The following is a 22,109-nucleotide window of genomic DNA, read 5'->3' on the forward strand; positions in this document are numbered from 1 at the left end:
AACATCGTTAGCCTGACCATCAGATAAAGGTAGTTGAGAGATGAAAATCACGAGCATTCGGCCGTGGCTGATCAAATCCGATGCTTCTTATTGGGGAGAGTACCTGTTCGTCGAAGTGACGACCGATGAGGGGGTGAGTGGCTGGGGAGAGATCACCACCACCACCAGGCTCGCCAACCGCGCGCTCTGCACGATCCTGCGGCAGATCGGCGCCGCCGTGACCGGCGAGGATCCAGCGCGGATCGAGCATCTGTGGCACAAGATCTTCCGCAGCTTCACCTACATGGGCAGCCGCGGCGCCGCCGTCGAATGCGTGAGCGCCATCGATATAGCCCTCTGGGACATCCGGGGCAAAGTCCTCGGCCAGCCGATTTACGAGCTGCTGGGCGGACCGGTACGCGACGAAATCGCGCTCTACACCCATCCCAACCAGGCCAAGTTCACCAGCAAGGAGGCTGTGGTCCGCGAAATCCTGGACATCGTCGAGTCCGGACACACCGCGCTCAAGTTCGATCCTTTCCCCCACCAGGGCCGCACCGCCGATGGCCTGTCCCGCGAACAGCGGGACGGCTACCTCGATGGCAGCATGACCCGCAAGGACGAGCGCGAAGCCGCCGAACTCACGGCTCTGATCCGCGAAACGGCGGGGCCCGATGTCGACATTCTCATCGATGCGCATGGCCGCTTCGACGTTCCCACCGCCATTCGCCTCTGTCGGAGCCTCGAGGAAGCTGGCCAGATCGACTGGTTTGAGGAGCCCTGCCCGCCCGAGAGCCTGAACGCCCTCAAGCAGGTGCGCGAGAAGGTCAGTGCCGCAATCTCGTGGGGCGAACGCGGTCACACGAAGTGGGATTTCGTGCCGGTGCTCGAAAACAGGCTCGCTGACTACATCATGCCGGACGTAACCTGGACCGGCGGCATTACCGAACTCAAGAAGATTTCCGCCCTGTGCGAAGCCTACTACATCCCGGTTTCGCCGCATGACGCCGCGGGGCCGATCAACGTGGTTGCGGGAGCGCAGGTGATGATGACCGTTCCCAACTTCTACAAACTCGAAACGTCGGAGTGGAACCTGGGCAAATACGATCACCTGATCGACACACCACTCGACGTTTCGAACGGCAGCCTCAAGCTGACGTCGAAGCCTGGTCTTGGCGTTGAAATGAACCGCGAGTACCTGCAAGCCCACGAGATTGAACTGGGCTAGCAACGCTCTGTGCCGGCCAGCGTGCGGGCGACAAGCCTCGCCACCGGAAGCCACCAGAAGGAGGATAAGTCATGCCAAAGACGGGTGGAGCCGACGCGGCGCTCAATCGGGTGAACACGAACTCCAAGCCATCCCAGCTTCGCATCACGGACATGCGGGTAGCCGAGATCGTCGGCGCGCCGTTCACCTCGGCGCTGCTCAAGATCTACACCAACCAGGGCATCGTCGGGCTTGGCGAGGTGCGCGACGGCGCCAGCGCCACTTACGCGCTGATGCTGAAGAGCCGGCTGCTTGGCGAGAACCCTTGCGACATCGATCGCCTGTTTCGCCGAATCAAGCAGTTCGGCGGGCATGGCCGGCAAGGCGGCGGCGTCTCGGCGGTCGAGATCGCCTTGTGGGATCTCGCCGGCAAGGCTTATGGCGTCCCCATCTACCAGATGCTCGGCGGCAAGTTTCGCGACAAGGTGCGCGTCTATTGCGATACCGACGCCGAGAAACCGAGCGGCACCGAAACCGGAAAGCGCCTCAAGGAGCGCATGAACCGCGGTTTTACTTTCCTCAAGATGGACCTGGGCTTGATGCAGATCGCCCATGTCCCGGGTGCCGTGGTCGCGCCCGCCGGCGCGCTCGAAAGGTTTCGCGCCAATCCGCGCGGCCGTGGCGGCGCGCTCGAGGAGCGCAAGGCTCGCAATCTCGCTTACGATGCGCAGAACGTGCAGCACCCGTTCACGGGCCTGCATTTCACCGAAAAGGGGATCGACCTGCTCGAGCAGTATATCAACGAGGTTCGCGAGGTCATCGGATACGGGGTCCCGCTCGCCATTGACCATGTCGGCCACATCTCGCTGCAGGACGGCATACGCCTGTCGCGCCGTATCGAGAAATACGTGCCAGCCTGGCTGGAGGACGTGATCCCCTGGCAGTACACCGAACAGTACCGACAGTTGCAGGACGCCACCACGGTGCCGATCTGCACCGGCGAGGACATCTACCTCAAGGAAGCTTTCGAGCCTTTGCTCAGGAGCCGCGGCCTCTCGGTCATCCACCCGGACCTGCTCACCAGCGGCGGCATCCTCGAGACCAAAAAGATCGGCGATATGGCGCAGGACCACGGCGTCGCCATGGCGATCCACATGGCAGAAAGCCCGATCGCCGCAATGGCCGCCGCACATGTCGCGACCGCGACCGAAAACTTCATGGCGCTCGAATACCATTCCGCCGACGTCGACTGGTGGGACGATATCGTCACCGGCCTGCCCAAGCCGCTCGTGAAGGACGGCTTCATCACTGTTCCGGACAAGCCGGGCCTGGGGATCGACGACGTGGTCGACGAGGTAATCTCGCTGCACCTGCAACCGGGTGTCACGGGGATATGGCAATCCACCGAGCATTGGGACAATGAATATAGCTGGGACCGGACCTGGAGTTAGCCCAGCCCCCCTTCCCTCATTCCCCCAGGCTCACAGGGCCAACGACCGACCATTCGTGTCGACCTCTCCCAAGGGAGAGGCGAAGAAAGAAACGGACGAAACCATGATCTACGAACTGCGTATCTATGACTGCCTGCCGGGCAGGCTGCCGGCTTTGCTCAAGCGCTTTTCCGACCAAACGCTGGTCATCTGGGAGAGGCATGGCATCCGCCAAGCCGGGTTTTTCACCACGGCGATCGGCGAAAACAGCAATCGCCTCACCTATTTCCTCGCCTGGGAATCGCTGGCCGAGCGTGAGGCGAAATGGGCGGCTTTCGTCACCGATCCGGCATGGCACAGGGCCCGGGACGAGTCTGAGCGCGACGGGCAGATCATTGCCAATATCAGCAGCCAGCTGCTCACGCCGACAGCTTTCTCGTCTGTGAAATAGGACTGCGCCATGAAGATCACCGACCTGCGCTGCGCTGTGATAGGCAAGCACCCGATCGTCCGCATCGTCACCGACGAGGGCCTTTATGGCCTTGGGGAAGTCGAGTTCACCAAGGCCTACCTCAAGCCCTTCGTGCTGCATTTCCGCGAGGCACTGATCGGCGAGGACCCGACCGATGTCGAGCGCGTGATGCTGAAGATCCGCCAGCGCGGTTCGTTCAAGCCCTATGGCGCCGCCGTCTCCGCCATCGAGCATGCGCTGTGGGACATCGCCGGCAAGGCGGCGGGCGTTCCGGCCTACAAACTGCTCGGCGGCAAGGTGCGCGACAAGGTGCGCGTCTACAACGGCTCGATCCGCCAGAAGCGCACGGGCGACCGGCCGGAGGATTATGCCGCCGACGTCAAATGGATGATGGAGCAGCCGCAGAACTTCTTCATGGTCAAGCAAGGAATCTCGTTCCACTCCAACATGAAGGACACCATCGATGGCTTCCACTACGGCGTGACGCAGAAGAAGGCCGGCTATCACGGCGCCATGGATCAGGGCGTGATCAGCGAGCGCGGCTTCAATCACATGCTCGACTGCGTGATCGCGATGAAGGAAGTGCTGGGCGACAAGGTCAGCCTGGCGCTCGACTGCGGCCCGGGCTGGATGCTGCCCGATGCGATCAAGTTCGCTCGCGCGGTCGAGAAGTACAATCTGATGTGGCTGGAGGACATGCTGACCGGCGACTATGTGCCGTGGGTCAATCCGCAGGCCTATCGGGAACTGACCACCTCCACCTCGACGCCAATCCATACGGGAGAGCAGATCTACCTGCGGCACAATTTCAAGGAGCTGATCGAGACACAGGCCGTGCGCGTCATCGGCCCCGATCCTGCCGATATTGGCGGCATCGCCGAGCTCAAATGGGTCGCCGAGCACGCCTACATGCACTCGATCCTGATGGCGCCGCATGGCACCGCGAACGGGCTGCTCGGCCTCGGCGCGCTGATCAATGTCTGCGCCACCTTGCCCGCCAACTACATCGCCTTCGAATACCCGAGCGCCTCCGACCCCTGGTGGGAGGACCTCGTAATCGGCCTGCCTTCGCAGATCGTGAAGGACAGCATGGTGGACCTGCTGGAAGCGCCGGGGCTGGGCCTCGACATCGACGCCGAAGCCGCCAGGAAGTATCTCAGGGAAGAGGATGCGGGCTTCTTCGACTGAACCATTCTTCTTTCGCCACCCTGCACGCAAACTGGCATCCGCAATGACCGCTTCGGGTTATTCACGGCTATGCAGGCGGGGTGCCTCAACACCCGCTTCAGACTAATTCGCGTCTTGAAGCCGACGGTCTGCACTCGGCCCCAATGGTGCCGGCGGCAATGCGCCTCAAGTCCGACATTCGGTTGAACTTTGATCGCGCCCAGAAGCGAACGCTCCGCGATTGCCGCGGGATGACGGTCTATGGGGTAAAGACGGAAACTCGCCGCCAATTATGGGGGCGGCTCGCACGATACGGTGATCTGAAGGTCGTATACCCCGTCATCGTCGTCATCGTCGTCTTCAGCCGGGTTGAAGACCAGGGAAAGCTGAACTGTGAGACTGGCCCCTATTCCCTCCAGAACTTTATCCGTGTTGGCCAGCATGTCGAAGGAAGGTATCTGGATTGACGTCCGGTCAGCCGGGCTGAGGTCGTCCAGTTCGACCAACTCGAATTCAGCCGAATCGATGTACCGAACCATGTTGATCTGAGGCAGATCGCGGAACGAATCGTCGTCGAACTCCAATTCGTCGCTGTTTGGGATATGAACGCGAAGCTGACCACCAACGCTGACATTGATCTGGATGTCATCGGAACCAGCCTCGCTTCCCAGGAAGCCGTCCGTCTCGTCGCGGCAGAAAAGGCGCGCCATCGTCCGGGCGCGGGAGCCGGCGTTGTTCGGGTTGCCGTAGAGGTAGCTGACGTTCGACTTCAGCGTGATGGTGAAGCGCTCTGCAGTAAAGCTTGGATCGCGACGTTGCGCCAGAAAATAGCCGTTCAACGGGCGGTCATAGCCTACCTGCGAGACGACGGCAGGGCCGGCATCCACTTTGTCCAATAGAGCCAAGTCGGTCGATCCGGGCTTGGAAGCGACCACGAGCAGACCGAATGCATCCATGTCCGAATTGTTTATAGATATGGTCGAGTTGGCGTTCAGGCTGCCATCCAGCTCGGTGTCGAGCGCCGCGCAGAACCAGACGGTGTCCATCTCATCGAAATCGGGCGTGGACGGGTCATTTAGCGAGTGCGGTGCTCCGACCTTGGCTTGGGCAACAAACGGCACGTTGCGCTGCAGGGGAATGGCGTCCAGGCGGCTCGTGCCAGCATAGCGATGGACCCGCACCCTGTAGCGTCGTTCGCCGCGCCGACTTGGATGGGCGATGCGGATGAGGAAGGGAGCAAGTGGCAATGCGAAGCGCGTCATCTTTTCCTGGCGCGGCCCACCTTCGTCCTGGATGCTGAATGGTTTCACCGGAACCGAAAGATTGTCGGCGGTGAAGATGTCCATCCTCACGTCGGGGCCGCCGAGCGTAAGGTCGATCGCATAGCCGCCGGGATCCTTGATGCAGATCCAGTGCATCTGGCCTTCAACGAGGAAGCCGTCGAATATCTTGTCGCCGCTTCCGATCGGCATGTTGATCTGCTCGGACGTGGCGATCGACGCGAAGGGTCGGTCAAGGTCGAGATCGATGCGGACCGGAAGATGGTCGCTAACATAGGACGTCGGATTCGTCGCGTCTGTCGCAATGTCATAGGCGATGCACATATGCTGCATCGCCCGCCGTCCGTTCAGTGGGCCACGGCCGCGCAACGCGTAGTCGAGCCGCTGGTTGTGCACCGTCATTCCCCGGTCGAACCAATCAGGCAAAGTCAGCATGCCGAGGCGCACGTCGCCCGGCGACTGTTCGTGCATCCACGAGTCGTGCAGCACCTTCGTGAAAGGGGCGCCGGGCGTGTTGAAGCGCTCGGTCCACTCCTGCCGGAAACCAGTGGTCGGATGGCTCATACCGTCGATGTTGAGATCGCCGCACATCAAGATCTCGGCATCCTCGACGTTGCCCGTCATTGTTTTGATGAGATCGAAGGCCTGGTTGAGCTGCTTGCGGCGTATGTCCTTGTGTGCCTCGACATTGTCGGTCGCGTCGGCCTGTGTGTGGCTGTTCAGCAGATGGAATGCCTTCCCATCCTGCACGAGTTTGGCGTACAGCACTCCCTTGGAGGCGGCGGAATCGTCCCAAACCGAGTCTTCGTATTCCACGAACGCGACGATGGGGATCTTGTCCTGTCCAACAATGTCCTGCAACTCGGCTGGGACCGGTATGCCGTCGAACGGAATGCGGCTGAAAATCATCAGACCCGAGTCTTCGAACTTGCTGAAAGGGATCAGGATCAGTCCGATGACGCCTGCGACAATCGACAGCGCGGCGCCGCCGGGAATGGTCGCCGCATAGCCGGCAACACCCAAAAGCGTCGCGCACACGGTTGAAACCGAGTCACCTTGCGCCTTCTCGACGCGGAACGGGTATTTGCCCTTGAGATGCGAGATCAATGCATCGCGTCCGTCCTCGTCGAATACTTCCTGGAAGCACAAGACGTCGTAGTCCCACTCGCTGCCGAGAACCCTCTTCGAAATTAGCTTGGCGCGATCCTCGACGTTCTCGTATGGCGTCAGGGATCCTTGTGCGCCGGCTTCCATGGCCCACGACCGCATCTGGACATTGTAGGTCAGAACTCTGATCGACGCGCTCATCTTGTCCTCAGGGCAGCTGGCAGAGGGCGGTTGGCCGGCGGATGCCGACCTGATCGAGCCTGGCGTCGAGCGACACATTCCAGCCCGAGGCGTCGCGAACAACAGAGCAGAGCGCAAGCGTAGGAAGGAAGAATGCAGCCAAGGAATCCGCGCTTGTCACGGCAAGTGCCGCCGGATAGCGCAGGACATCCCCGAGGATCGTCTCCGTGATCCCGCCTGACGGCGAGGCCATGATGGAAAGTCCTTCGCGTGTCAGGTCTCCCACAATGATCGTACCGTCGGGCAGCACGGCGACCGCGGCGGGATTTCGGAACGTGCCCTGCGAACTCACATCCCAAGAAGCATCGTCGAGCTGAGCAAGCTGCACGATACGCGCCGCCGCTGGATCCGCCACTACCAGCCCACCCGGTCCGTGCTGGATGCAGGCCGGACCTGCGAACCTGCCCGGCCCGACGGAGCCTGCGGCAATTTTCTGGCCGTAAGTCTGCCAACCGGTTCCGTCAAAGGCATCCATGGCGACTATTCGGAAATTGCCGGTATCGGCGACGAAAATCCGTCCCTCGTCGGAGACGGCAACTCCCATCGGGTTTTGAAACTGGCCGACCCCGGCACCCTGCGACCCGAAACTTTCCCAATTCGTGCCGTCTTCGGCGCAGGCGATGATCCGGCTTTGGCTGCGGTCGGCTGTCAACAACCGTCCGTCCGGAATGCGGGCCAAGCCATACGGAAGGCCGAAACCAGCGGGCGCCGGCACGTCAGCCGGGGGATCGGACGGATTCGCCTGGAGAATTGAAACTCCTCGCCTCAAGTCGGAAACAGCAAGTCTAGCCATCTCATAATCCCAGCCGCGGTTGTTCCAGATGCCAGTCGATGACTCTCCAGCCCTGGTTGCCATTGAATACTGCAACCAGCAAGACACCGGTGTGAAACAGCTCACTGAGACAGGCGAGACTAAATGTGCGGCTGAAGCCGATCCCAGTCAATGATGGTTGATGTCGGCGTCTTTAGGCCCTGCGTCTAACAGGCGCCTGATTCGAGCAGCTAAACGGGCTGAAGCGTCGCAATGAGGGTAAGTTCGATCCGGCAATAGCCAGAGTTGAACTTCCTCAGGCGCGAACCGAACGGCCGCTTATCTGTGGCAGTACCCCGAAAGCAGTCAGGCTGCAGATGGCCCGTTGCGGACAGACAGCAAGGCGCCGCAATTCAGACGTTTAGATTAGTTTTGCCGCTTCCCCAAAGCCGACATCCAAGCACAGGGCTGAGGGGCGTGGTTGCTCGCGACTGCTCAGCGTGTTGATCTTGGCCCGCTGAAGAACGCGCGCCAAAGAAGGCCGACCCCAAGCAGGATTATGAGAAGCGGGGCCAGGGGCCACTGCAAGTTGAAGATTTCCCAGATGCCTGCGACAATAAACACAGCCCCGCAGATCAGCCAAAGGCCGTCATTCTTTTCGCTTGCTATCCGCAAGGTCGCCTGAGCCGAAAGAACGATGATGCCAAGGCCGGCGAGAAACCATCCCCATCCGACATTGGCGAGGATCGAGGCTCCGAACCAGATTAGGAATGCTGCCCACGCCGCCGTATCGATCCGGCGACCTAGTTCACTTCTCGGCGAGACGTCAGGTCTTTCGCTCCGATGAGGGGTATCGCTGCCCATGACTTCCTCCTTCCAAACTAGTTCTTGCCCGCGAGAGGCGGTTCCGAACCGTAACCATCGCGGCCTTTGCGAAGCTGAAATCCGCACGCCTAACAGATGCTCGATCCTCAAGAGTGTCGGCAGAGCGTGTGGCGGATCCTGCGTTACAAGGGACACGGCGGGGGGGTGAAGTTCTTGATTCCCTTCGCGGGACAATCGCAGTTAGGATCGAACTTTGAAGGAGGTTCGTGGCGCTTACACCCGGGTTTGGTCTTGAAGGCGTAACCAGGAAGGGAAACGTAGCGACTTTCGCCGACGCAGCCAGCAAGTACCAGCCCCAGCGAAGCGACAATGATGGTTTTCATTTGTTCTTTCTCCTGACTGACAAAGAGCCCTTGTCGCATGTCGTCGAAGCGAAAGATTTGTCCAAGGTCAAATTCGACACGATAGCGACGGCCCATGAATCATTGTCGCTCACAGTGGGAGTCCCTCCGCGTCGAAGATTCCTCCCGGATCCGATCGATGACCGAGTTCCGTCCCTGGTCGACTCGCGTCCCATTAGGGTGGCACGCGTTGCGGCGACCCGTCGACGGAGATCGCCATGCCCCTCCAGAAGCCTCGCTGAGACTTTGGCCGCCCGCGAAACCGTTGGCTTCTAGGGGAAAGTCTTGTTTAGGAGATTCGGCAGCCTTTGCGCAGCCAATGCGGCTTGCGTCCTGGCTGTGTCGCGAGCCGCAGTTTCATAGGCGCGTGTCAATTCTGCCGTGCCGGATGTGGACATTATCGGCTCGGCATATGCAAACGTCTTCGCCGTTTCCGCACTTCCCTAAGCAATAGCTCTGGATCGCCCTCGGCGACCTTTGCTCCATCGACCGCAACGCTCTCCAGCCCGCTATCCTTCAGGTCGATTATCGCCCAGCGGTACAGAAGCCGAGGCTCAGCAGACGCGTTCACTTTGACATCTGGGTCGCCGTGCGTCCGCTTTTCGGGTTGCATACCACTAGCAGCGGACGGTCGGCAGTCGGCCCAAAACAAGACATTGGAAGTCGGTGCACAGGCTGTCCGCTCGTGGCACAAGGCAGACTTTGGCGCTGCATTTGCCGTTTGGCTATAGCCACGGCTTGAGGGCATTTCTTATTGCCCCCCTCACAGCGCCAAACTCCCCTGCTCCACCTCCCCCGCATTGGGGTCGCCCGGCGCGGTCGCCCAGGCGAGTTCCACCAGCGTCACGGTGCGCCTTCCGGTTCCGTCGAGTTGGCAGACGATCAGGCCCTGCTCCTCGATATAGGTCAAGAGACGCCGGGCGCGGCGCAGCGAGTGGGAGCCATAGGCGCGGGCGATGGCGGCGTCGCTCGGGCATGGCCAGCCTTCCTTGGCCGCGCGCGCGATCATCATGAACACGCCCTGCATGTCGTCGGGCAGCAGCGAGGCGCGCACCGAGACATCCTGCCAGGCGTCATCGCCCGCTGCCATGTCGGAACCCAGCCCGGCGCGGGCGCGCGTCAGCATGCGGCGAAACTCCGGCAGGTCGGGCACGACCGAGGCGAGGCCCTCGATGCGGCAGCGGACCACGAACTCCTGGTAGAGCACGCCGATGACGCGGAACCCCGCGTCAGGCTGCGCCAGGATGGCGCGCAGCACACGGTCCACCCGCTCCCGCCGCTCCGCAAGGTCCTCGGCGCTGATTTGCGGCTCCGCCGGTTCGGGGCGGATCTCCAGCGCCGCCGATTTCGCCGCCATCAGCTGATCGAGCAGGTCCGGCGACGACCGGCGCTGCGGCCGCACGGTCTCGGGCGGCGGCGCGGCCAGGATGATCGCGCGCGCGTCCTCGAGCGCTGACTCCGGCAACGGCATCAGGCGCGGCGTGCCATTGCGCGGGCTTGTATCGGTCGGGCCGATGCGCAAGCCCAGCGGACGGCGCGACAGCGCCGGGCCGAGCGCCATGAACTGCCCGCGCTCCAGGTCGCGAAACGCCTCCGCCTGCCGCCGCTCCATGCCCAAAAGGTCGGCGGCGCGCGCCATGTCGATGTCGAGGAAGGTGCGGCCCATCAGGAAATTGGAAGCCTCGGCCGCGACGTTCTTGGCGAGCTTGGCCAGCCGTTGGGTGGCGATGATGCCGGCAAGCCCGCGTTTGCGGCCGCGGCACATCAGATTGGTCATGGCGCCGAGCGAGAGTTTGCGCGCTTCGTCCGAAACCTCGCCGGCCACCGCCGGCGCGAACAGCTGCGCCTCGTCCACCACCACCAGCATCGGGTACCAGTGGTCGCGCGCGACCTCGAACAGCCCGCCGAGGAAGGCGGCGGCGCGCCGCATCTGGTTCTCGGCGTCGAGCCCTTCGAGATTGAGCACGGTGGAGACGCGATGGATGCGCGCCCGCTCGCCGGCGCTTTGCAGGCCGCGCTCGGTATGCTCCTCGGCATCGATCACCAGATGGCCGTAACGGTCGCCCAGCGAGACGAAGTCGCCTTCGGGGTCGATGATGGTCTGCTGCACCCAGGGCGCGCTCTGCTCCAGGAGACGCCGCAAGAGATGCGATTTGCCGGATCCCGAATTGCCCTGCACCAGAAGGCGAGTCGCCAGCAGTTCCTCGAGATCCAGGGTCGCCGGGGCGCCGGCGGTCGTGTGTCCCATCTCGATCGCAACGGTCATGTCTCGACTCTCCTTGAGGAGAGGGCTTATCAACCTGCCTGCGGCCCGTCGAGCGTGCCATCGCCGCCCACCCGGTGTTCCACACCTATGCGGCCAAATCGCCACACTTCAGCCAGCCTGACCGCCTGGAGAGCTGGCTATACCGGCTTGACCGGCGGCAAGGGCGGCGCGTCCAGTCCCTTGAAGGGGTCGTGCCAGGCGTCGATGGCTTCGAGCTGGCGATACCAGCGCGCGACGGATGGGTAGTCGCCGAGCGGCAATCTGGCGACATCGTTGAAGGGCAGGAACGTCGCCATGCGGAAGTCGGCATAGGACACAGCATTCCCGGCCAGCCATTGCCGGTGGACGAGCTCGGCCTCGAGGATCCCGGCGGCCCTGCCGAACTCTCCCAGCCCCTCCCCGATCTTTTCCTGATCGATCGGCCCGAGCCCGTAGCGCTGCTTGGTCCCGCGCTCGAAATGCACGGTGTCGCAGGCGCGCACGAAGTTCTCCTTGCCCCAGCTCAGCCAGCGGATCATCTCGGGTTCATCGTCGCCGGTGCGCCAGAAATCCGAATGCGCGTCACGTGACAACCGGCACGCGATGGCGTCAGCCTCCCACAAGCTGCCCGTTGGACCTGCCAGTATCGGCAAGGAGAGATTTGGATTGAGCGGGCGATACCGGTCGGCCTGCCCCGGCGCAAACGGCGAGGCGAATTCAAACTCGACCTTCGCCTCCAGGGTGCGCGCCACAGCGACCGCGAGGCGAGGATTGGGATTGCGGCTAAAATACAGTTTCATGTCGGGGCCGGTGCTGGATGGTCTCTGCTTTGATCTTCTCGGAAGATCTCGCCTCGCTTTCTTGGCCGACCAACTCTCTTCGTACCGCCGATCGGAAGCAACCCACATCCGTCATTGAGCCGCCACTTTGTGCCGGTTAGCATGGGCTGGGCTTATCGGGGTTGTGGATGGCGGGCTGGCATCGCGTCATCGCTTTCGCGGCGTTGCTGCTGATGCAGCTGCTGCTGGCATGGCCGGCGTCCGCTGAAGACGCCAGGCCGCTGCGCGGCGTGGCGCTGGTCATCGGCGAGTCCAGATACCAGTCCCTGCCCGCGCTTCCCAACCCGGCCAACGACGCGCGTGCCGTCGCCCAGTTGCTCGGCAGTCTCGGCTTCGAGGTCAGCTCGATCCCCAATGGCGACGGTCCCCGCCTGGCGCGTGGCCTGAAACACTTCGTCGAGGACGCGGCCGGCGCCGATGTCGCCATCGGCACAAGAACGCACGACAGAGCGAGCCTGCTGGCGGCCCGCGACGCCTTCATCTCAGCCCGCGACATCTTCCGCGAGCAGCATTACTCATCCGGCTTCGAGGGCTTTTACCGGAAGGAACTCGACCTCGTGGAGCAGCAACTCGCCCAGGCGAAATGAACCGGACGCCAACGCCGGCCCGGGCAAGGCCTGTGGATAGTAACCAGATGTTCACCATGGGCCCGCGTTCCGATTGAAGGCATCCGGCATCCGCGTAGCCTGACCCTGCATCACCCCCCAATGTGATGCGTCCCCAACGCCCCCAATGGCGGCCGGCGCCTTCAAGTTCTCTCCATTCAGTATGCGCCGGTCGCCACCCCTGGTTCTTCTCGCGCGGCAACAGCCAGCTTCGCGGTGCCTGTCGAGCCCCGGCGCTGGATCCGCCAACTGAAACCCGTATGCTGGCGCAAAGCCGGGGTTGACCGGCCCGGATCGCGAGGCGACACTTCACCCGAAGAGCACTTCCGGGGATGCCCATGGCTGGCCTGGACTTGCCCGACGCACAGGCGCGAGGAGGAATTGCGATGGACGAGCCCGAACGGTGGCGCCACATGTCGACGGCGCCGAGGGATGGCAGCCGCATCCTGGTCACGGTTCGTCCGTCCGAACAGGGGCCGGCGGAAGTCGATCTCGCCTACTGGTCGCGCGGCGACCAGTTCGCCAGCGAAGGCTGGCGCGCGTCGGATTCCTCGCCCGGACGCGTCATCGAATACGCCGAACCGGAGCTGAAATGCTGGATGCCGCTGCCGACGGCCAACCTCAGCCGCGCCTCGATGCCGGCGCCCTGGCAAGGCGACGACGCCCAGCAGTTGGACGGCTCGGGGATTTAGCGGGCTCAGCGCTGAGCGCGGCCAAATCGCGACGGAGGGAGATTGGCGAAAGCAGCGAAGCGGCCAATCTCCCCCCACGTGGGGGAGATGTCCGGCAGGACAGAGGGGGGCGCCGTAGAGCACAATCCTCAACATCGAACACTGACAATGCCTCATACGCCATTGCCTCCGCGAACCCGCGCAAACGCCAGATCGATGCGCAAGATAATGACCGATGCAGAGTTGAAGCTCTGGAACGAGCTTCACGCGCATAGGTTGATGGGTCTAGGCTTTCGCGGGCAATTTCCGATCGCTGGCTACATTGTAGATTTTGCCTGCCCGGGCAAAAAGCTCTTCGTGGAGGTTGATGGGTCGCAGCACGGCGACGCAGGTCCTGCGGTGGCCGACACAGTCAGGACAAAGCGCCTGGAAGCGGATGGCTGGACAGTCCTTCGGTTCTGGAGTGACGATGTTATCCGCGACATCGACAATGTCTGCCAACATATTGTCATCGCGGCAGGCTTGGGCGCGGTGGACTGATACGCTGGCGGGACAGCGCCCCCCTCTGTCCTGCCAGACATCTCCCCCACACGGGGGGAGATTGGCGCTTCGCCGCCGGCTCGCCCTCAGAACGAAAACGAAGCCGTGGCGGGGTCCGACCCGACGCGGCCGGCGGCTGAATCCATGCCGCGGATGAGCGCCAGGTCCTGGGCGTCCAGCTCGAAATCGAAGACGTCGAAATTGGCGGCGATACGATCCTGGTGGATCGATTTGGGAATGACGATCAGCCCTTGCTGAAGATGCCAGCGGATGATCGTCTGCGCGACGGATTTGCCGTGTTTCCTGGCAATGCTTGTTATGGTCGGGTCGCTCAGCAGCCTGCCGCTGCCCAGCGGGCTCCAGCTTTCGGTATGGATGCTGTGCCGGGCGTGGAACTCCCTGATGCCGCGCTGCTGGAACCGGGGATGCAGCTCGATCTGGTTGACGACGGGCGTGACGCCGGTCTCGCTGATGATCCGCTCCAGATGGTCCTGGTTGAAATTCGAAACGCCGATCGACCTGATGCGACCGGCCTGCTTCAGCTCGACCAGCGTCTTCCACGCCTCGACATATTTGTCCTGGCTGGGCACCGGCCAGTGGATCAGGAAAAGGTCGAGCTGCTCGATGCCAAGCTTTTTCATCGTCTCGTCGAAGGCCTTGCGAGCCGCATCGGGCTGGTGCGCGCCATTGCGCAGTTTCGAGGTGATGAACAGTTCGCCTCGCGGCACGCCGGCGGTCCGGATCGCCTCCCCGACCCCTTCCTCGTTCTGGTAGCCCTCGGCGGTGTCGATCAGGCGATAACCGGCCTCGATCCCCCAGCGCACCACCTGGGCGGTGATGGCCTGATCGACCTGCCAGACGCCAAGGCCGAGTTGAGGAATGGCGGCGCCGTCGTTCAACGGTATCTGTTCGGGCATGATCAGGTCCTTCTGCAGAGATGTCTCGGGCGGTCCGCCCGGTGCACGCCCTATCTAGGTTCGACAGGGGGCAACGGCCAGCCGCCAGCGGACAATTTGCCGGCCGCGATCCGCAATCGTGATCTGTGCGTGAATGGGAACCTCACCTCGGCCGGCGCACCGCCCGCACCACCCCTACCGATCCGCCACCGCAGAAGAGCCGGTCGCCGCCATCGGATTCCAGCCCGGAGACGCCCATGCCGGCCGGCATGTCCAGCGTCTCCAGAACCTTGCCGGTTCGCGGGTCGACGCGGCGCAGGTCGCTGTCATCGCCTTCCCAGGTGGCGTGCCACAGCTCGCCGTCCACCCAGGTCACCCCGGTGACGAAACGGTTGGATTCGACGGTGCGCAGGATTGCCCCGGTCTCGGGGTCGATCTGGTGGATCTTGCGCTCGCGGTACTGCCCCACCCACAGCGTCCCTTCGGCCCAGGTCAGCCCGGAATCGCGGCCGCCGCCGGGCGCCGGGATCGTGGAAAGCACCTCGCCGGTATCAGGATCAATCTTCTGGATGCGATCATCGGCGAGCTGGAAGAGATGCCGGCCGTCATAGGCCGTGCCGGCGTGTGCTGCCACATCGATCGAGCGCAGCGACTGTCCGCTTGCCGGATCGAAGGCATTCAGCCTGTCACCCGAGGCAAACCAGACGTTCTTGCCATCAAAGCTTACGCCACCGACCCGCTCCACGCCGGGAAACGGTCCATACTCGCGCAGGATTTCGGCCGCTGAATGTTTCATGTCTTGATCCTCAAACCGTGTTGGTCGTGCCCCTTTCTAGCCATTCGGCAGCGGTGCGGGGAGTAACAAGGTGGTCGTGAATCCCACCAGCGGCGGCGTCATCCAGCGCCGCGCCCGTCCGTGTCCGAACGCCTGCACCTCGCCGGTTTCGCCAAGCTGCTCCAGCGCTCGCTGCACGCTACGCTGGCCGGTTCCAAGCGCCAGCGCCAGCGCCGAACTCGACCAAGATTCACCATCGGCGAGCAAGGCCAGCACGGCCGCGTGCCGCTCTTCGATCGGCCGCGTCAGCACCGCCACCTCGCCGGCCTGGCGCGGCGCCAGCGCGAAGCCGCGCTTGGTCGCGCCGATGTCGGCCAACGTCCGCAACTCGGCGCGCAGCCGGCCGATCTCGACCCGCAACCTGGCGCGATGCGATTCATCGGCGTGCTTGCCGCCGAAGGCCCGCGCGACGAGTTCCTCTCTCGACACATCGCCGGGCCACGCTTCGGCGAGCGTGCGCGCCAGCGTGAACAGCACCGGGCGCGTTGCCAGCGAGATCATCGTTTCCCCGCTGCGCACGGCATAGCGAAAGCTATCGACGACCAGCCCCGGCGACGCCTGTAGCGCCTCGACCTCCTCGAGCAGCAGCGGGCGCTGCTGGCCGCGCGCGATCAGCCGCGCCGCCGGCGTGTCAAGCGCCAGGAACGCGCTGTCGACCTCCGCCATGAGGCCGGCAATGCCGGCCTGGCGGGCGGCGTGGCGGGCCCACTCCAGTGCCGTGCGCGCAGGCTTCGTCTTGAGGCGCCGCATCGCAATGCCGGCGACGGCCAGTTCGTGCGCGGCCCTCGAGGCCGGCGGAAGCGGCGCCGGATCAAGCCCCGCCAGCACGTCTTCGGCCTCGTCGAGCCGCCCGATCAGCAACAGCCGCCGCACCTTGAGGTGGCCGGCATGCGCGGCGTTCAGCCGGTCGCCATGCTTTTCCAGCGTTGTCCGCGCCGCGTCGAGCGCCCTGGTCGGCCAGCCGAGGTCACGCGAGACCAGTGCGATCTCGGCCTCGGCGACGACGCATCTGGCGCGCGCCACCGCCTCTTTCGGGCCGAAGGCGCGCGCGGCCCGCCGCAGCAGCGCCTTGGCGCGTTCGAGGTCGCCGAGCTGCGCCATGGCGATGCCGCGCAGCGCCAGCGCCGGCGCATCGTCGCGCAAGGCGACGCGGTCGAGCGCGCCGAGCGGATCGCCCGCCGCCAGCGCCAGACCTGCCGCCGTGATCAGCGAGTCCATTCAAATCCCGTCACACTTGTAACTCCCACCCCCGCGCCGCACCGCCCTAACTTAAGCCAGCACCGTCAACCAGCAAGCCGTGCTGGCAACCGACGGCGCGCCAAAGGAGAAGAAGATGCCCAGTTCAGCCGATCTGCCCCTCGACGCGACAATCGACACGGCCAAGCACGCCGGGCGCCACCCCTGCTGCGGCGGGCCAGACGATTCAAATCCCGTCACACTTGTAACTCCCACCCCTCAGCCTGACGACCCTACCCTACCTCACGACCAGCAAGCAGCAACACGTCGCGACGGCGCGACGGCAAACTGACAAGGAGACGACCAATGACCAAGCACGTTACGATGAAGACCCCGCCGATCGTTTCACGGCAGGCGTGGGAGGCGGCACGCGAAGAACTGCTGGTGAAGGAGAAGGCGACGCTGCGCGCCAAGGACGCGCTGGCCGCCGAGCGCCGGCGCATCCCATGGATGGAAGTGGACAAGGCCTATATATTCGAGGGCCCCAATGGCAAGGCGAGCCTGCTCGACCTGTTCGAGGGCCGCCGCCAGCTGATCGTCTACCGCGCCTTCTTCGAGCCGGGCGTCTATGGCTGGCCGGACCACGCCTGCCGCGGCTGCTCGCTCGGCGCTGACCAGGTCGGCCACCTCGCCCATCTCAACGCCCGCGACACCACGCTCGTCTACGCCTCGCGTGCACCGCAGGCCGACATCGTGCGGCTGAAGAAGCGCATGGGCTGGGAGATGCCCTGGTACACAATCACCGACAGCTTCGACAAGGACTTCGGCGTCGACGAATGGCACGGCCACAACGTCTTCTTCCGCGACGGCGACCGCATCTTCCGCACCTACTTCATCAACAGCCGCGGCGACGAGGCGATGGGCACGGTCTGGAGCTATCTCGACGCCACGCCGCTCGGCCGCCAGGAGCTCTGGGAGGATTCGCCCGAAGGCTATCCGCAGACCCCACTCTACTCGTGGTGGAACTGGCACGACAATTACGACGCCGGCCACGACAAGAAATGGGCCGAGGTGTCGGCTGCCGGCGAGGCCGCGTTCCGGGACAAGGGCGAGTAAGAAGGACTGGCGAAAGGCTGGCGTCCCCCATCCAGCTTGGTTTCCTCTCCCTCACGAAGTGGGGGGTCCGAAGGACGGGCGAGACCCGTGGCTCGCCCCGGCATGGTGGCTCGGCGAAGCCGAGACGGAGTGGGGGCCGCGCCTTACCAAAGCCCGCACTCCGGCCGCTACGCGGCCACCTCTCCCCCGCCTTTGGCGAGGGAGAGGAACCCAAGTCCTGCTCTCGGCTCGCTACGACCATCAAAGGAACCCGCTATGACCATCAAAGGAAAAAGACCATGAGCGACATCCACACAAGCGCCGGCGGCACGACCCCCGAAAATACCATCCGAGGCATCGCCGACTGGCTGTGCCTCGCGGCAGCACCCACCTTCGCCGTGATGGCGCTGCTCTCCTGTCTTCAGGGTGGCGAGGCTGCCATGCTGTGCATGGGCGCCAATGCCTCGCCGCTCACCGGCATGGTGGCGATGTATCTCCTGATGAGTGCCTTCCACCTGGCGCCCTGGCTGCGGGTGATTTCCGGCCGGCAATAGCGGCCGGGGCACTGGCGCCATCCGATCCGGCAAGAATCCATCAGCAACAGCTAATTGACAGTCTGGAAGAAACGGCGCTGACTGGAATGCAGAGGTGGATCGCAGCATCAGGCGGGCGACATCGACCGCCGGCTTCACCTTGGGGAGGACGCCATGCCAACAGTCATTGGCCATCACGACATTACGAAAGATAGCAAGCACTGGCTCGGTTCACCCAAGCGCAAGGAGCTTTTCGGCTCGCTTGGGATCACCAACATCCGCACGTTCGTCGATCCGCAGAACCCGAAACGGGTGGCCGTGATGATGGACGTTCCGGACATGGACAAGATGGCCGCGCTGATGCAGACCAAGGCAGCCGCCGACGCGATGGCCCACGATGGCGTGGTGCCGGAATCGCTGGTGATCCTGGTCGAAGAGAAGGGATAGCTGCTCCGGCTCGCTGTTTGCCTATTCGGTCGACCTAATGCAGATGCCTGAGCTTGTCGGGGTTGCGCATCACATAGATTGCCGCGACCTTTCCGTTCTCGATTTCGAGCGCGGTCGTTTGCAGTTCGCCATCGGCTTCCAGCGTGATGAAGCCGGGCAATCCGTTGACGAAACCAAGGCGGACGAGTTTTGAGCCGTTCTCCTGGAGCCAGGCCGCCACACGCTCATATTGGGTCATGACGGCATCGTAGCCCAGGACCACTTCCATGGCTGCCGGACGCTTGCCACCGCCATCGGCATGGGCGCTGACATCGGCCGTCAACATCGCTCCAAGCGCCTTCATGTCGCCACCGCGCGAGGCGGCGAAAAAGGCCTCGGCAAGCGCGAGGCCTTGCTGCTTTTCCACCTTGAAACGAGGCCGCGCCTCGCGGACATGGGTGCGCGCGCGGGCAGCGAGCTGGCGACACGCGGCGGGTTCGCGCTGGATGGCGGCCGCGACCTCCTCAAATCCCAGCCCGAACACATCGTGCAGCAGGAAGGCTGCCCGTTCGAGCGGAGAAAGACGCTCCAGCATAAGCAGCAGTGGCAAGGTAACGTCTTCCTGGTCGTCCTCTTCCACGACGGGATCGGGAAGCCAGGGACCGACGTAGCTTTCGCGCTGGCGTCGAGCGGATTTGAGCTGGTCGAGGCAGAGCCGCGTGACCGTGCGGCGCAGGAACGCCTCGGGCTCGCGCACCTCGCCGCGGTCGGTCCTCATCCAGCGGATGAAGGCCTCGTGCACCATGTCTTCGGCGTCCGCCACGGAGCCGAGCATGCGGTAGGCAATACGCATGAGCTTTGGACGCAGCGGCTCGAAATTCGCTGCTGCGTCCTCGGATCCGGCATTCGCCATCAAGCGGCGGCCGCCTTGGCAGCAGACCTTATCGCCGCCGGATCGGCCCAGCCACCGAAACCAACCGCGAGGCGGTTGTAGCCGTTGATGACATTGATCATCAACGTCAGCTTGACCTGCTCTTCCGGCGTGAACTCGGCCTTCAGGGCTTCATAGGCACTTTCGTGCGCATGTCCTTCGCAGAGCCGCGTCAGCGCCTCCGTCCAGCCGAGCGCGGCGCGTTCACGATCGGTATAGCAAGGGGCCTCGCGCCAGGCCGACAGCAAATAGATGCGCTGCTCGGTTTCTCCATCTTCGCGCGCAAACACGGTGTGCATGTTGAGGCAGTTGGCGCAGCCGTTGATCTGGGACGCACGAATCTTCACCAGTTCGCTCAGGCTGGGCTCGAGGCTGGAGGAAATGGCAAAGGATGCGCGTTGCCATTCCTTCATCAGCGAGGGGGCAGCGGCGAAGAGATCAAGTTTGGCGGTCATGATTGGCTTCCTTCTGTTGGTTCCGGCATCATGACGAGGCAGCGTCCGCCAATGTGACATACACACCAAGGTTTTTTGATGCCTTTCGCCCGGCTCAACCTCCCTGGGCGGGCTTGGCGTTGACAGTTTTCAGGGCGGTCAGGAGATAGTCTTGCATGGTCGCCTGGAGGTTGGTCGTGGCGGTGCGCACCGCAGCCATCGCGTCCTTCACCGCCGCTTCGTCAAAGGGCGTGGCCTTTTGCGCCGCCGCCAGATTGGCGCGTGCGGTGCGCAATTCGCGCAGCGCCTGGAAGGTACGCGCGCGGTTTTCGCGCAGGACGCCACGGAATTCCTTCCTTACCTCGGGCGGATAGCTGCTGGCGATCTCCGACAGCAGCACGCGCGCCGCCGCGCCCTGCCGCAGGCCATGCATGGCATAGCCGACCAGGAAGAAATTGACGGCGAGCGAAAGGGCGAGCAGCACCAGCGTCGCCGTCCATAGCCAGGAGCGCCTCAAAGCGAATCCTCCTCTGCTGGATCGGCCGCGATGTCGGCCCCGCCATTGCCGGAGAGTCGCGCCCCGGACGCCAGCGCCAGAAGTTCCGAATCCTGCAGATCATCCTGCAGCCGCGCCGCCTGGTAGCCCGCCAGCGTCACCGCGACGAGAATGGCGGCGGCACAGGCGGCCAGCCCTGCCGGCGCCAGCAGGAAGCGCGGCAGCAAGGACGAGCGCGTCGAGCCGCTGTCGATGCGGGCCAGCACCTTGCGCGCCAGCGCCTGGTCGTCGCCTTCGATCAGCGTCGCTTCAAGCACAAGCCGGTCGAGCGCGGCGTCCGGATCGTCCTCAGGCCCCGCCCCGCCCGCCATGAAGGCCAGCGCCTGCTGCCGGAAGGGCGCCGGCCATGCCTCGACGGTGTCGCCGAAGCGGCGCCGGTTTCGTTCGAATTCGTCCCGTGTCATGAGGACTTCCTTTCGCGGCCCGCGGCCGCCATTGCCAAATGATCCCTGAGTGCGCGCCGGCCACGGACGAGCAGTTGCTCGGCCGAACCGACGCTGCCGCCCATCACCTCGGCGATCGCCGCGATGTCGAGGTCGCCGACGGCCCTGAGCAGCACCGCCATGCGCTGCCGCTCCGGCAGGCGCGAGAGGCCGTCGCGGACGATCGCCAGTTCCTGCCGCGCCGCTGTCGTCGCCTCGGCGTCGGCCTCCGGCGAGGCGACTTCATCCCTGATGTCGTCGAGACCGATGAAGCTGCGCAACGCCCTGCGCCGGCGCTGGTCGATGCAGCGATTGGCGGTGATCCGGTACAGCCAGGTCGAGGCACGCGCCCTGGCGGGATCAAACCGAGCGGCCTGTTTCCAGACGGTCACGAACACCTCCTGCACCACATCCTCGGCGTCGCCGGCATTGCCGAGATAGCGCGCGGCAAACACCCGCAGGCCGTTGCCATGGCGGGCGATGAGCTCGGACAATGCGCCCTGGCTGCCCGCCGCGATGCGCGCCAGAAGGTCGTCGTCGCCACGGGACCCCTCATGCGACACGGCGGCAGGCACCTGTCGGCTTGGCGAATCCGAAATTCGCATCGATCCGGATCAGCGCAAGGGCGAATTTCGGATGCAAATCCATCACACCAGATGTCAGCGGCGCCAGCGTCGGAAGCCGTGGACCGTGTTGCCGTTCGGGCCTGTGAAACTGCCAGCCGAACGGCCACGGAACGGTCCACGCGCCGACACCCGCTCTCCGGAGAAGGACTGCCCGTCCGGTCCGGTTCCAGAATAGCTTCTGGCGCAGCGGTCAACAACGCCTCCGACGCATTTGGAGCTCGACGTATAGGTGCCGCCATTGGGGCCGGTGCGGGTGGTCGAGCCGGTATGGATGTTGCCGTCCTTGCTGACGCTGCGGCTGATCTCGCCGCCATGCGCCGTCGGCCGTTTCCATTCCTCGGCGGCGGCTGGCGAGGCAGCCGACCAGACGAGCATCGCGCCAAGGCAGAGCAAAGGGAATTTGGCTGAAGAGAGCATTCT

25 protein-coding genes are annotated in these 22,109 nt (G+C 63.8%); 10 read left to right on the forward strand and 15 right to left on the reverse strand.

The genetic code is table 11. The features are described 5' to 3' along the window. Nucleotides 1-40 precede the first annotated feature (40 nt). The 4 genes from BLS48_RS21020 to BLS48_RS21035 all read left to right on the forward strand — a co-directional run bounded on the left by BLS48_RS21020 (nucleotide 41) and on the right by BLS48_RS21035 (nucleotide 4,276). A complete protein-coding gene (locus BLS48_RS21020; RefSeq protein ID WP_091581490.1) occupies nucleotides 41-1,207 on the forward strand; it encodes a mandelate racemase/muconate lactonizing enzyme family protein in 1,167 nt (388 codons plus the stop codon). A gap of 71 nt (nucleotides 1,208-1,278) precedes the next feature. Continuing rightward, the gene (locus BLS48_RS21025; RefSeq protein WP_091581493.1) at nucleotides 1,279-2,637 is read left to right on the forward strand and encodes a mandelate racemase/muconate lactonizing enzyme family protein; all 1,359 of its coding nucleotides are present in this window, start codon (nucleotides 1,279-1,281) and stop codon (nucleotides 2,635-2,637) included. Nucleotides 2,638-2,740: 103 nt separating this feature from the next. Then, nucleotides 2,741-3,067, forward strand: a complete 327-nt coding sequence (locus tag BLS48_RS21030) for an NIPSNAP family protein (RefSeq protein ID WP_091581658.1) — start codon at nucleotides 2,741-2,743, stop codon at nucleotides 3,065-3,067. A gap of 9 nt (nucleotides 3,068-3,076) precedes the next feature. Further along, nucleotides 3,077-4,276, forward strand: a complete 1,200-nt coding sequence (locus BLS48_RS21035) for a mandelate racemase/muconate lactonizing enzyme family protein (protein WP_091581496.1) — start codon at nucleotides 3,077-3,079, stop codon at nucleotides 4,274-4,276. 269 nt (nucleotides 4,277-4,545) lie between these two features. Here the strand turns inward: BLS48_RS21035 and BLS48_RS21040 are convergent, their stop codons facing one another. The 6 genes from BLS48_RS21040 to BLS48_RS21065 all read right to left on the reverse strand — a co-directional run bounded on the left by BLS48_RS21040 (nucleotide 4,546) and on the right by BLS48_RS21065 (nucleotide 11,904). Beyond that, nucleotides 4,546-6,843 carry an endonuclease/exonuclease/phosphatase family protein gene (locus BLS48_RS21040; RefSeq protein ID WP_091581498.1) on the reverse strand — a complete coding sequence of 766 codons (2,298 nt, stop codon included), beginning with the start codon at nucleotides 6,841-6,843 and terminating at the stop codon, nucleotides 4,546-4,548. A 7-nt stretch (nucleotides 6,844-6,850) separates the two neighbouring features. Further along, on the reverse strand, nucleotides 6,851-7,738 hold the full coding sequence (locus BLS48_RS21045; RefSeq protein ID WP_091581499.1) for an NHL repeat-containing protein: 888 nt from the start codon (nucleotides 7,736-7,738) through the stop codon (nucleotides 6,851-6,853). Nucleotides 7,739-8,128: 390 nt separating this feature from the next. After that, a complete protein-coding gene (locus BLS48_RS21050; RefSeq protein WP_091581500.1) occupies nucleotides 8,129-8,497 on the reverse strand; it encodes a hypothetical protein in 369 nt (122 codons plus the stop codon). A gap of 143 nt (nucleotides 8,498-8,640) precedes the next feature. Continuing rightward, the gene (locus BLS48_RS21055) at nucleotides 8,641-8,937 is read right to left on the reverse strand and encodes a hypothetical protein (protein ID WP_244529733.1); all 297 of its coding nucleotides are present in this window, start codon (nucleotides 8,935-8,937) and stop codon (nucleotides 8,641-8,643) included. 685 nt (nucleotides 8,938-9,622) lie between these two features. Then, the gene (locus BLS48_RS21060; RefSeq protein ID WP_091581501.1) at nucleotides 9,623-11,125 is read right to left on the reverse strand and encodes a helicase HerA domain-containing protein; all 1,503 of its coding nucleotides are present in this window, start codon (nucleotides 11,123-11,125) and stop codon (nucleotides 9,623-9,625) included. A gap of 137 nt (nucleotides 11,126-11,262) precedes the next feature. Continuing rightward, a complete protein-coding gene (locus tag BLS48_RS21065) occupies nucleotides 11,263-11,904 on the reverse strand; it encodes a glutathione S-transferase family protein (RefSeq protein ID WP_091581505.1) in 642 nt (213 codons plus the stop codon). Nucleotides 11,905-12,071: 167 nt separating this feature from the next. Between BLS48_RS21065 and BLS48_RS21070 the strand changes: the two genes are divergently transcribed. The 3 genes from BLS48_RS21070 (at nucleotide 12,072) to BLS48_RS21080 (ending at nucleotide 13,759) form a co-directional block, all read left to right on the forward strand. Beyond that, on the forward strand, nucleotides 12,072-12,530 hold the full coding sequence (locus BLS48_RS21070; protein WP_091581508.1) for a caspase family protein: 459 nt from the start codon (nucleotides 12,072-12,074) through the stop codon (nucleotides 12,528-12,530). A 404-nt stretch (nucleotides 12,531-12,934) separates the two neighbouring features. Beyond that, complete coding sequence (locus tag BLS48_RS21075) at nucleotides 12,935-13,240, forward strand: hypothetical protein (RefSeq protein WP_091581511.1); 306 nt, start codon at nucleotides 12,935-12,937, stop codon at nucleotides 13,238-13,240. 147 nt (nucleotides 13,241-13,387) lie between these two features. Further along, nucleotides 13,388-13,759: an endonuclease domain-containing protein gene (locus tag BLS48_RS21080; RefSeq protein ID WP_091581514.1), complete on the forward strand. Its 372-nt coding sequence runs from the start codon at nucleotides 13,388-13,390 to the stop codon at nucleotides 13,757-13,759. 86 nt (nucleotides 13,760-13,845) lie between these two features. Here BLS48_RS21080 and BLS48_RS21085 read toward each other — a convergent pair whose 3' ends face one another. The 3 genes from BLS48_RS21085 to BLS48_RS21095 all read right to left on the reverse strand — a co-directional run bounded on the left by BLS48_RS21085 (nucleotide 13,846) and on the right by BLS48_RS21095 (nucleotide 16,708). Then, nucleotides 13,846-14,676, reverse strand: coding sequence for an aldo/keto reductase (locus tag BLS48_RS21085; protein WP_091581517.1), 831 nt, complete (start codon nucleotides 14,674-14,676; stop codon nucleotides 13,846-13,848). Nucleotides 14,677-14,818: 142 nt separating this feature from the next. Continuing rightward, complete coding sequence (locus tag BLS48_RS21090; RefSeq protein WP_091581520.1) at nucleotides 14,819-15,451, reverse strand: Vgb family protein; 633 nt, start codon at nucleotides 15,449-15,451, stop codon at nucleotides 14,819-14,821. Nucleotides 15,452-15,487: 36 nt separating this feature from the next. Next, nucleotides 15,488-16,708: a helix-turn-helix domain-containing protein gene (locus BLS48_RS21095; RefSeq protein ID WP_091581523.1), complete on the reverse strand. Its 1,221-nt coding sequence runs from the start codon at nucleotides 16,706-16,708 to the stop codon at nucleotides 15,488-15,490. Nucleotides 16,709-17,032: 324 nt separating this feature from the next. Between BLS48_RS21095 and BLS48_RS21100 the strand changes: the two genes are divergently transcribed. The 3 genes from BLS48_RS21100 (at nucleotide 17,033) to BLS48_RS21110 (ending at nucleotide 18,741) form a co-directional block, all read left to right on the forward strand. Beyond that, on the forward strand, nucleotides 17,033-17,782 hold the full coding sequence (locus BLS48_RS21100; RefSeq protein WP_091581525.1) for a DUF899 domain-containing protein: 750 nt from the start codon (nucleotides 17,033-17,035) through the stop codon (nucleotides 17,780-17,782). Between the two features lie 278 nt (nucleotides 17,783-18,060). Continuing rightward, nucleotides 18,061-18,315: a hypothetical protein gene (locus BLS48_RS21105; RefSeq protein WP_091581530.1), complete on the forward strand. Its 255-nt coding sequence runs from the start codon at nucleotides 18,061-18,063 to the stop codon at nucleotides 18,313-18,315. A gap of 153 nt (nucleotides 18,316-18,468) precedes the next feature. After that, nucleotides 18,469-18,741: a hypothetical protein gene (locus BLS48_RS21110; RefSeq protein WP_091581532.1), complete on the forward strand. Its 273-nt coding sequence runs from the start codon at nucleotides 18,469-18,471 to the stop codon at nucleotides 18,739-18,741. Nucleotides 18,742-18,775: 34 nt separating this feature from the next. Here the strand turns inward: BLS48_RS21110 and BLS48_RS21115 are convergent, their stop codons facing one another. The 6 genes from BLS48_RS21115 to BLS48_RS21140 form a co-directional block, all read right to left on the reverse strand. Then, nucleotides 18,776-19,633, reverse strand: coding sequence for a sigma-70 family RNA polymerase sigma factor (locus tag BLS48_RS21115; RefSeq protein ID WP_091581536.1), 858 nt, complete (start codon nucleotides 19,631-19,633; stop codon nucleotides 18,776-18,778). Continuing rightward, on the reverse strand, nucleotides 19,633-20,106 hold the full coding sequence (locus BLS48_RS21120) for a carboxymuconolactone decarboxylase family protein (protein WP_091581539.1): 474 nt from the start codon (nucleotides 20,104-20,106) through the stop codon (nucleotides 19,633-19,635). The genes BLS48_RS21115 and BLS48_RS21120 overlap by 1 nt, the downstream gene beginning before the upstream one ends. 94 nt (nucleotides 20,107-20,200) lie before the next feature. Further along, entirely contained in the window at nucleotides 20,201-20,602 is a 402-nt protein-coding gene (locus BLS48_RS21125) for a periplasmic heavy metal sensor (RefSeq protein WP_091581542.1), read from the reverse strand. Then, on the reverse strand, nucleotides 20,599-21,045 hold the full coding sequence (locus BLS48_RS21130) for a hypothetical protein (protein ID WP_091581544.1): 447 nt from the start codon (nucleotides 21,043-21,045) through the stop codon (nucleotides 20,599-20,601). Before BLS48_RS21130 ends, BLS48_RS21125 begins: the two co-directional genes overlap by 4 nt. Continuing rightward, entirely contained in the window at nucleotides 21,042-21,668 is a 627-nt protein-coding gene (locus tag BLS48_RS21135) for an RNA polymerase sigma factor (RefSeq protein WP_244529734.1), read from the reverse strand. The genes BLS48_RS21130 and BLS48_RS21135 overlap by 4 nt, the downstream gene beginning before the upstream one ends. A gap of 54 nt (nucleotides 21,669-21,722) precedes the next feature. Beyond that, a complete protein-coding gene (locus tag BLS48_RS21140) occupies nucleotides 21,723-22,106 on the reverse strand; it encodes a hypothetical protein (protein ID WP_091581550.1) in 384 nt (127 codons plus the stop codon). Nucleotides 22,107-22,109 lie beyond the last annotated feature (3 nt).

The sequence above is a fragment of the Mesorhizobium qingshengii genome (genome assembly GCF_900103325.1).
Classification (GTDB): domain Bacteria; phylum Pseudomonadota; class Alphaproteobacteria; order Rhizobiales; family Rhizobiaceae; genus Mesorhizobium; species Mesorhizobium qingshengii.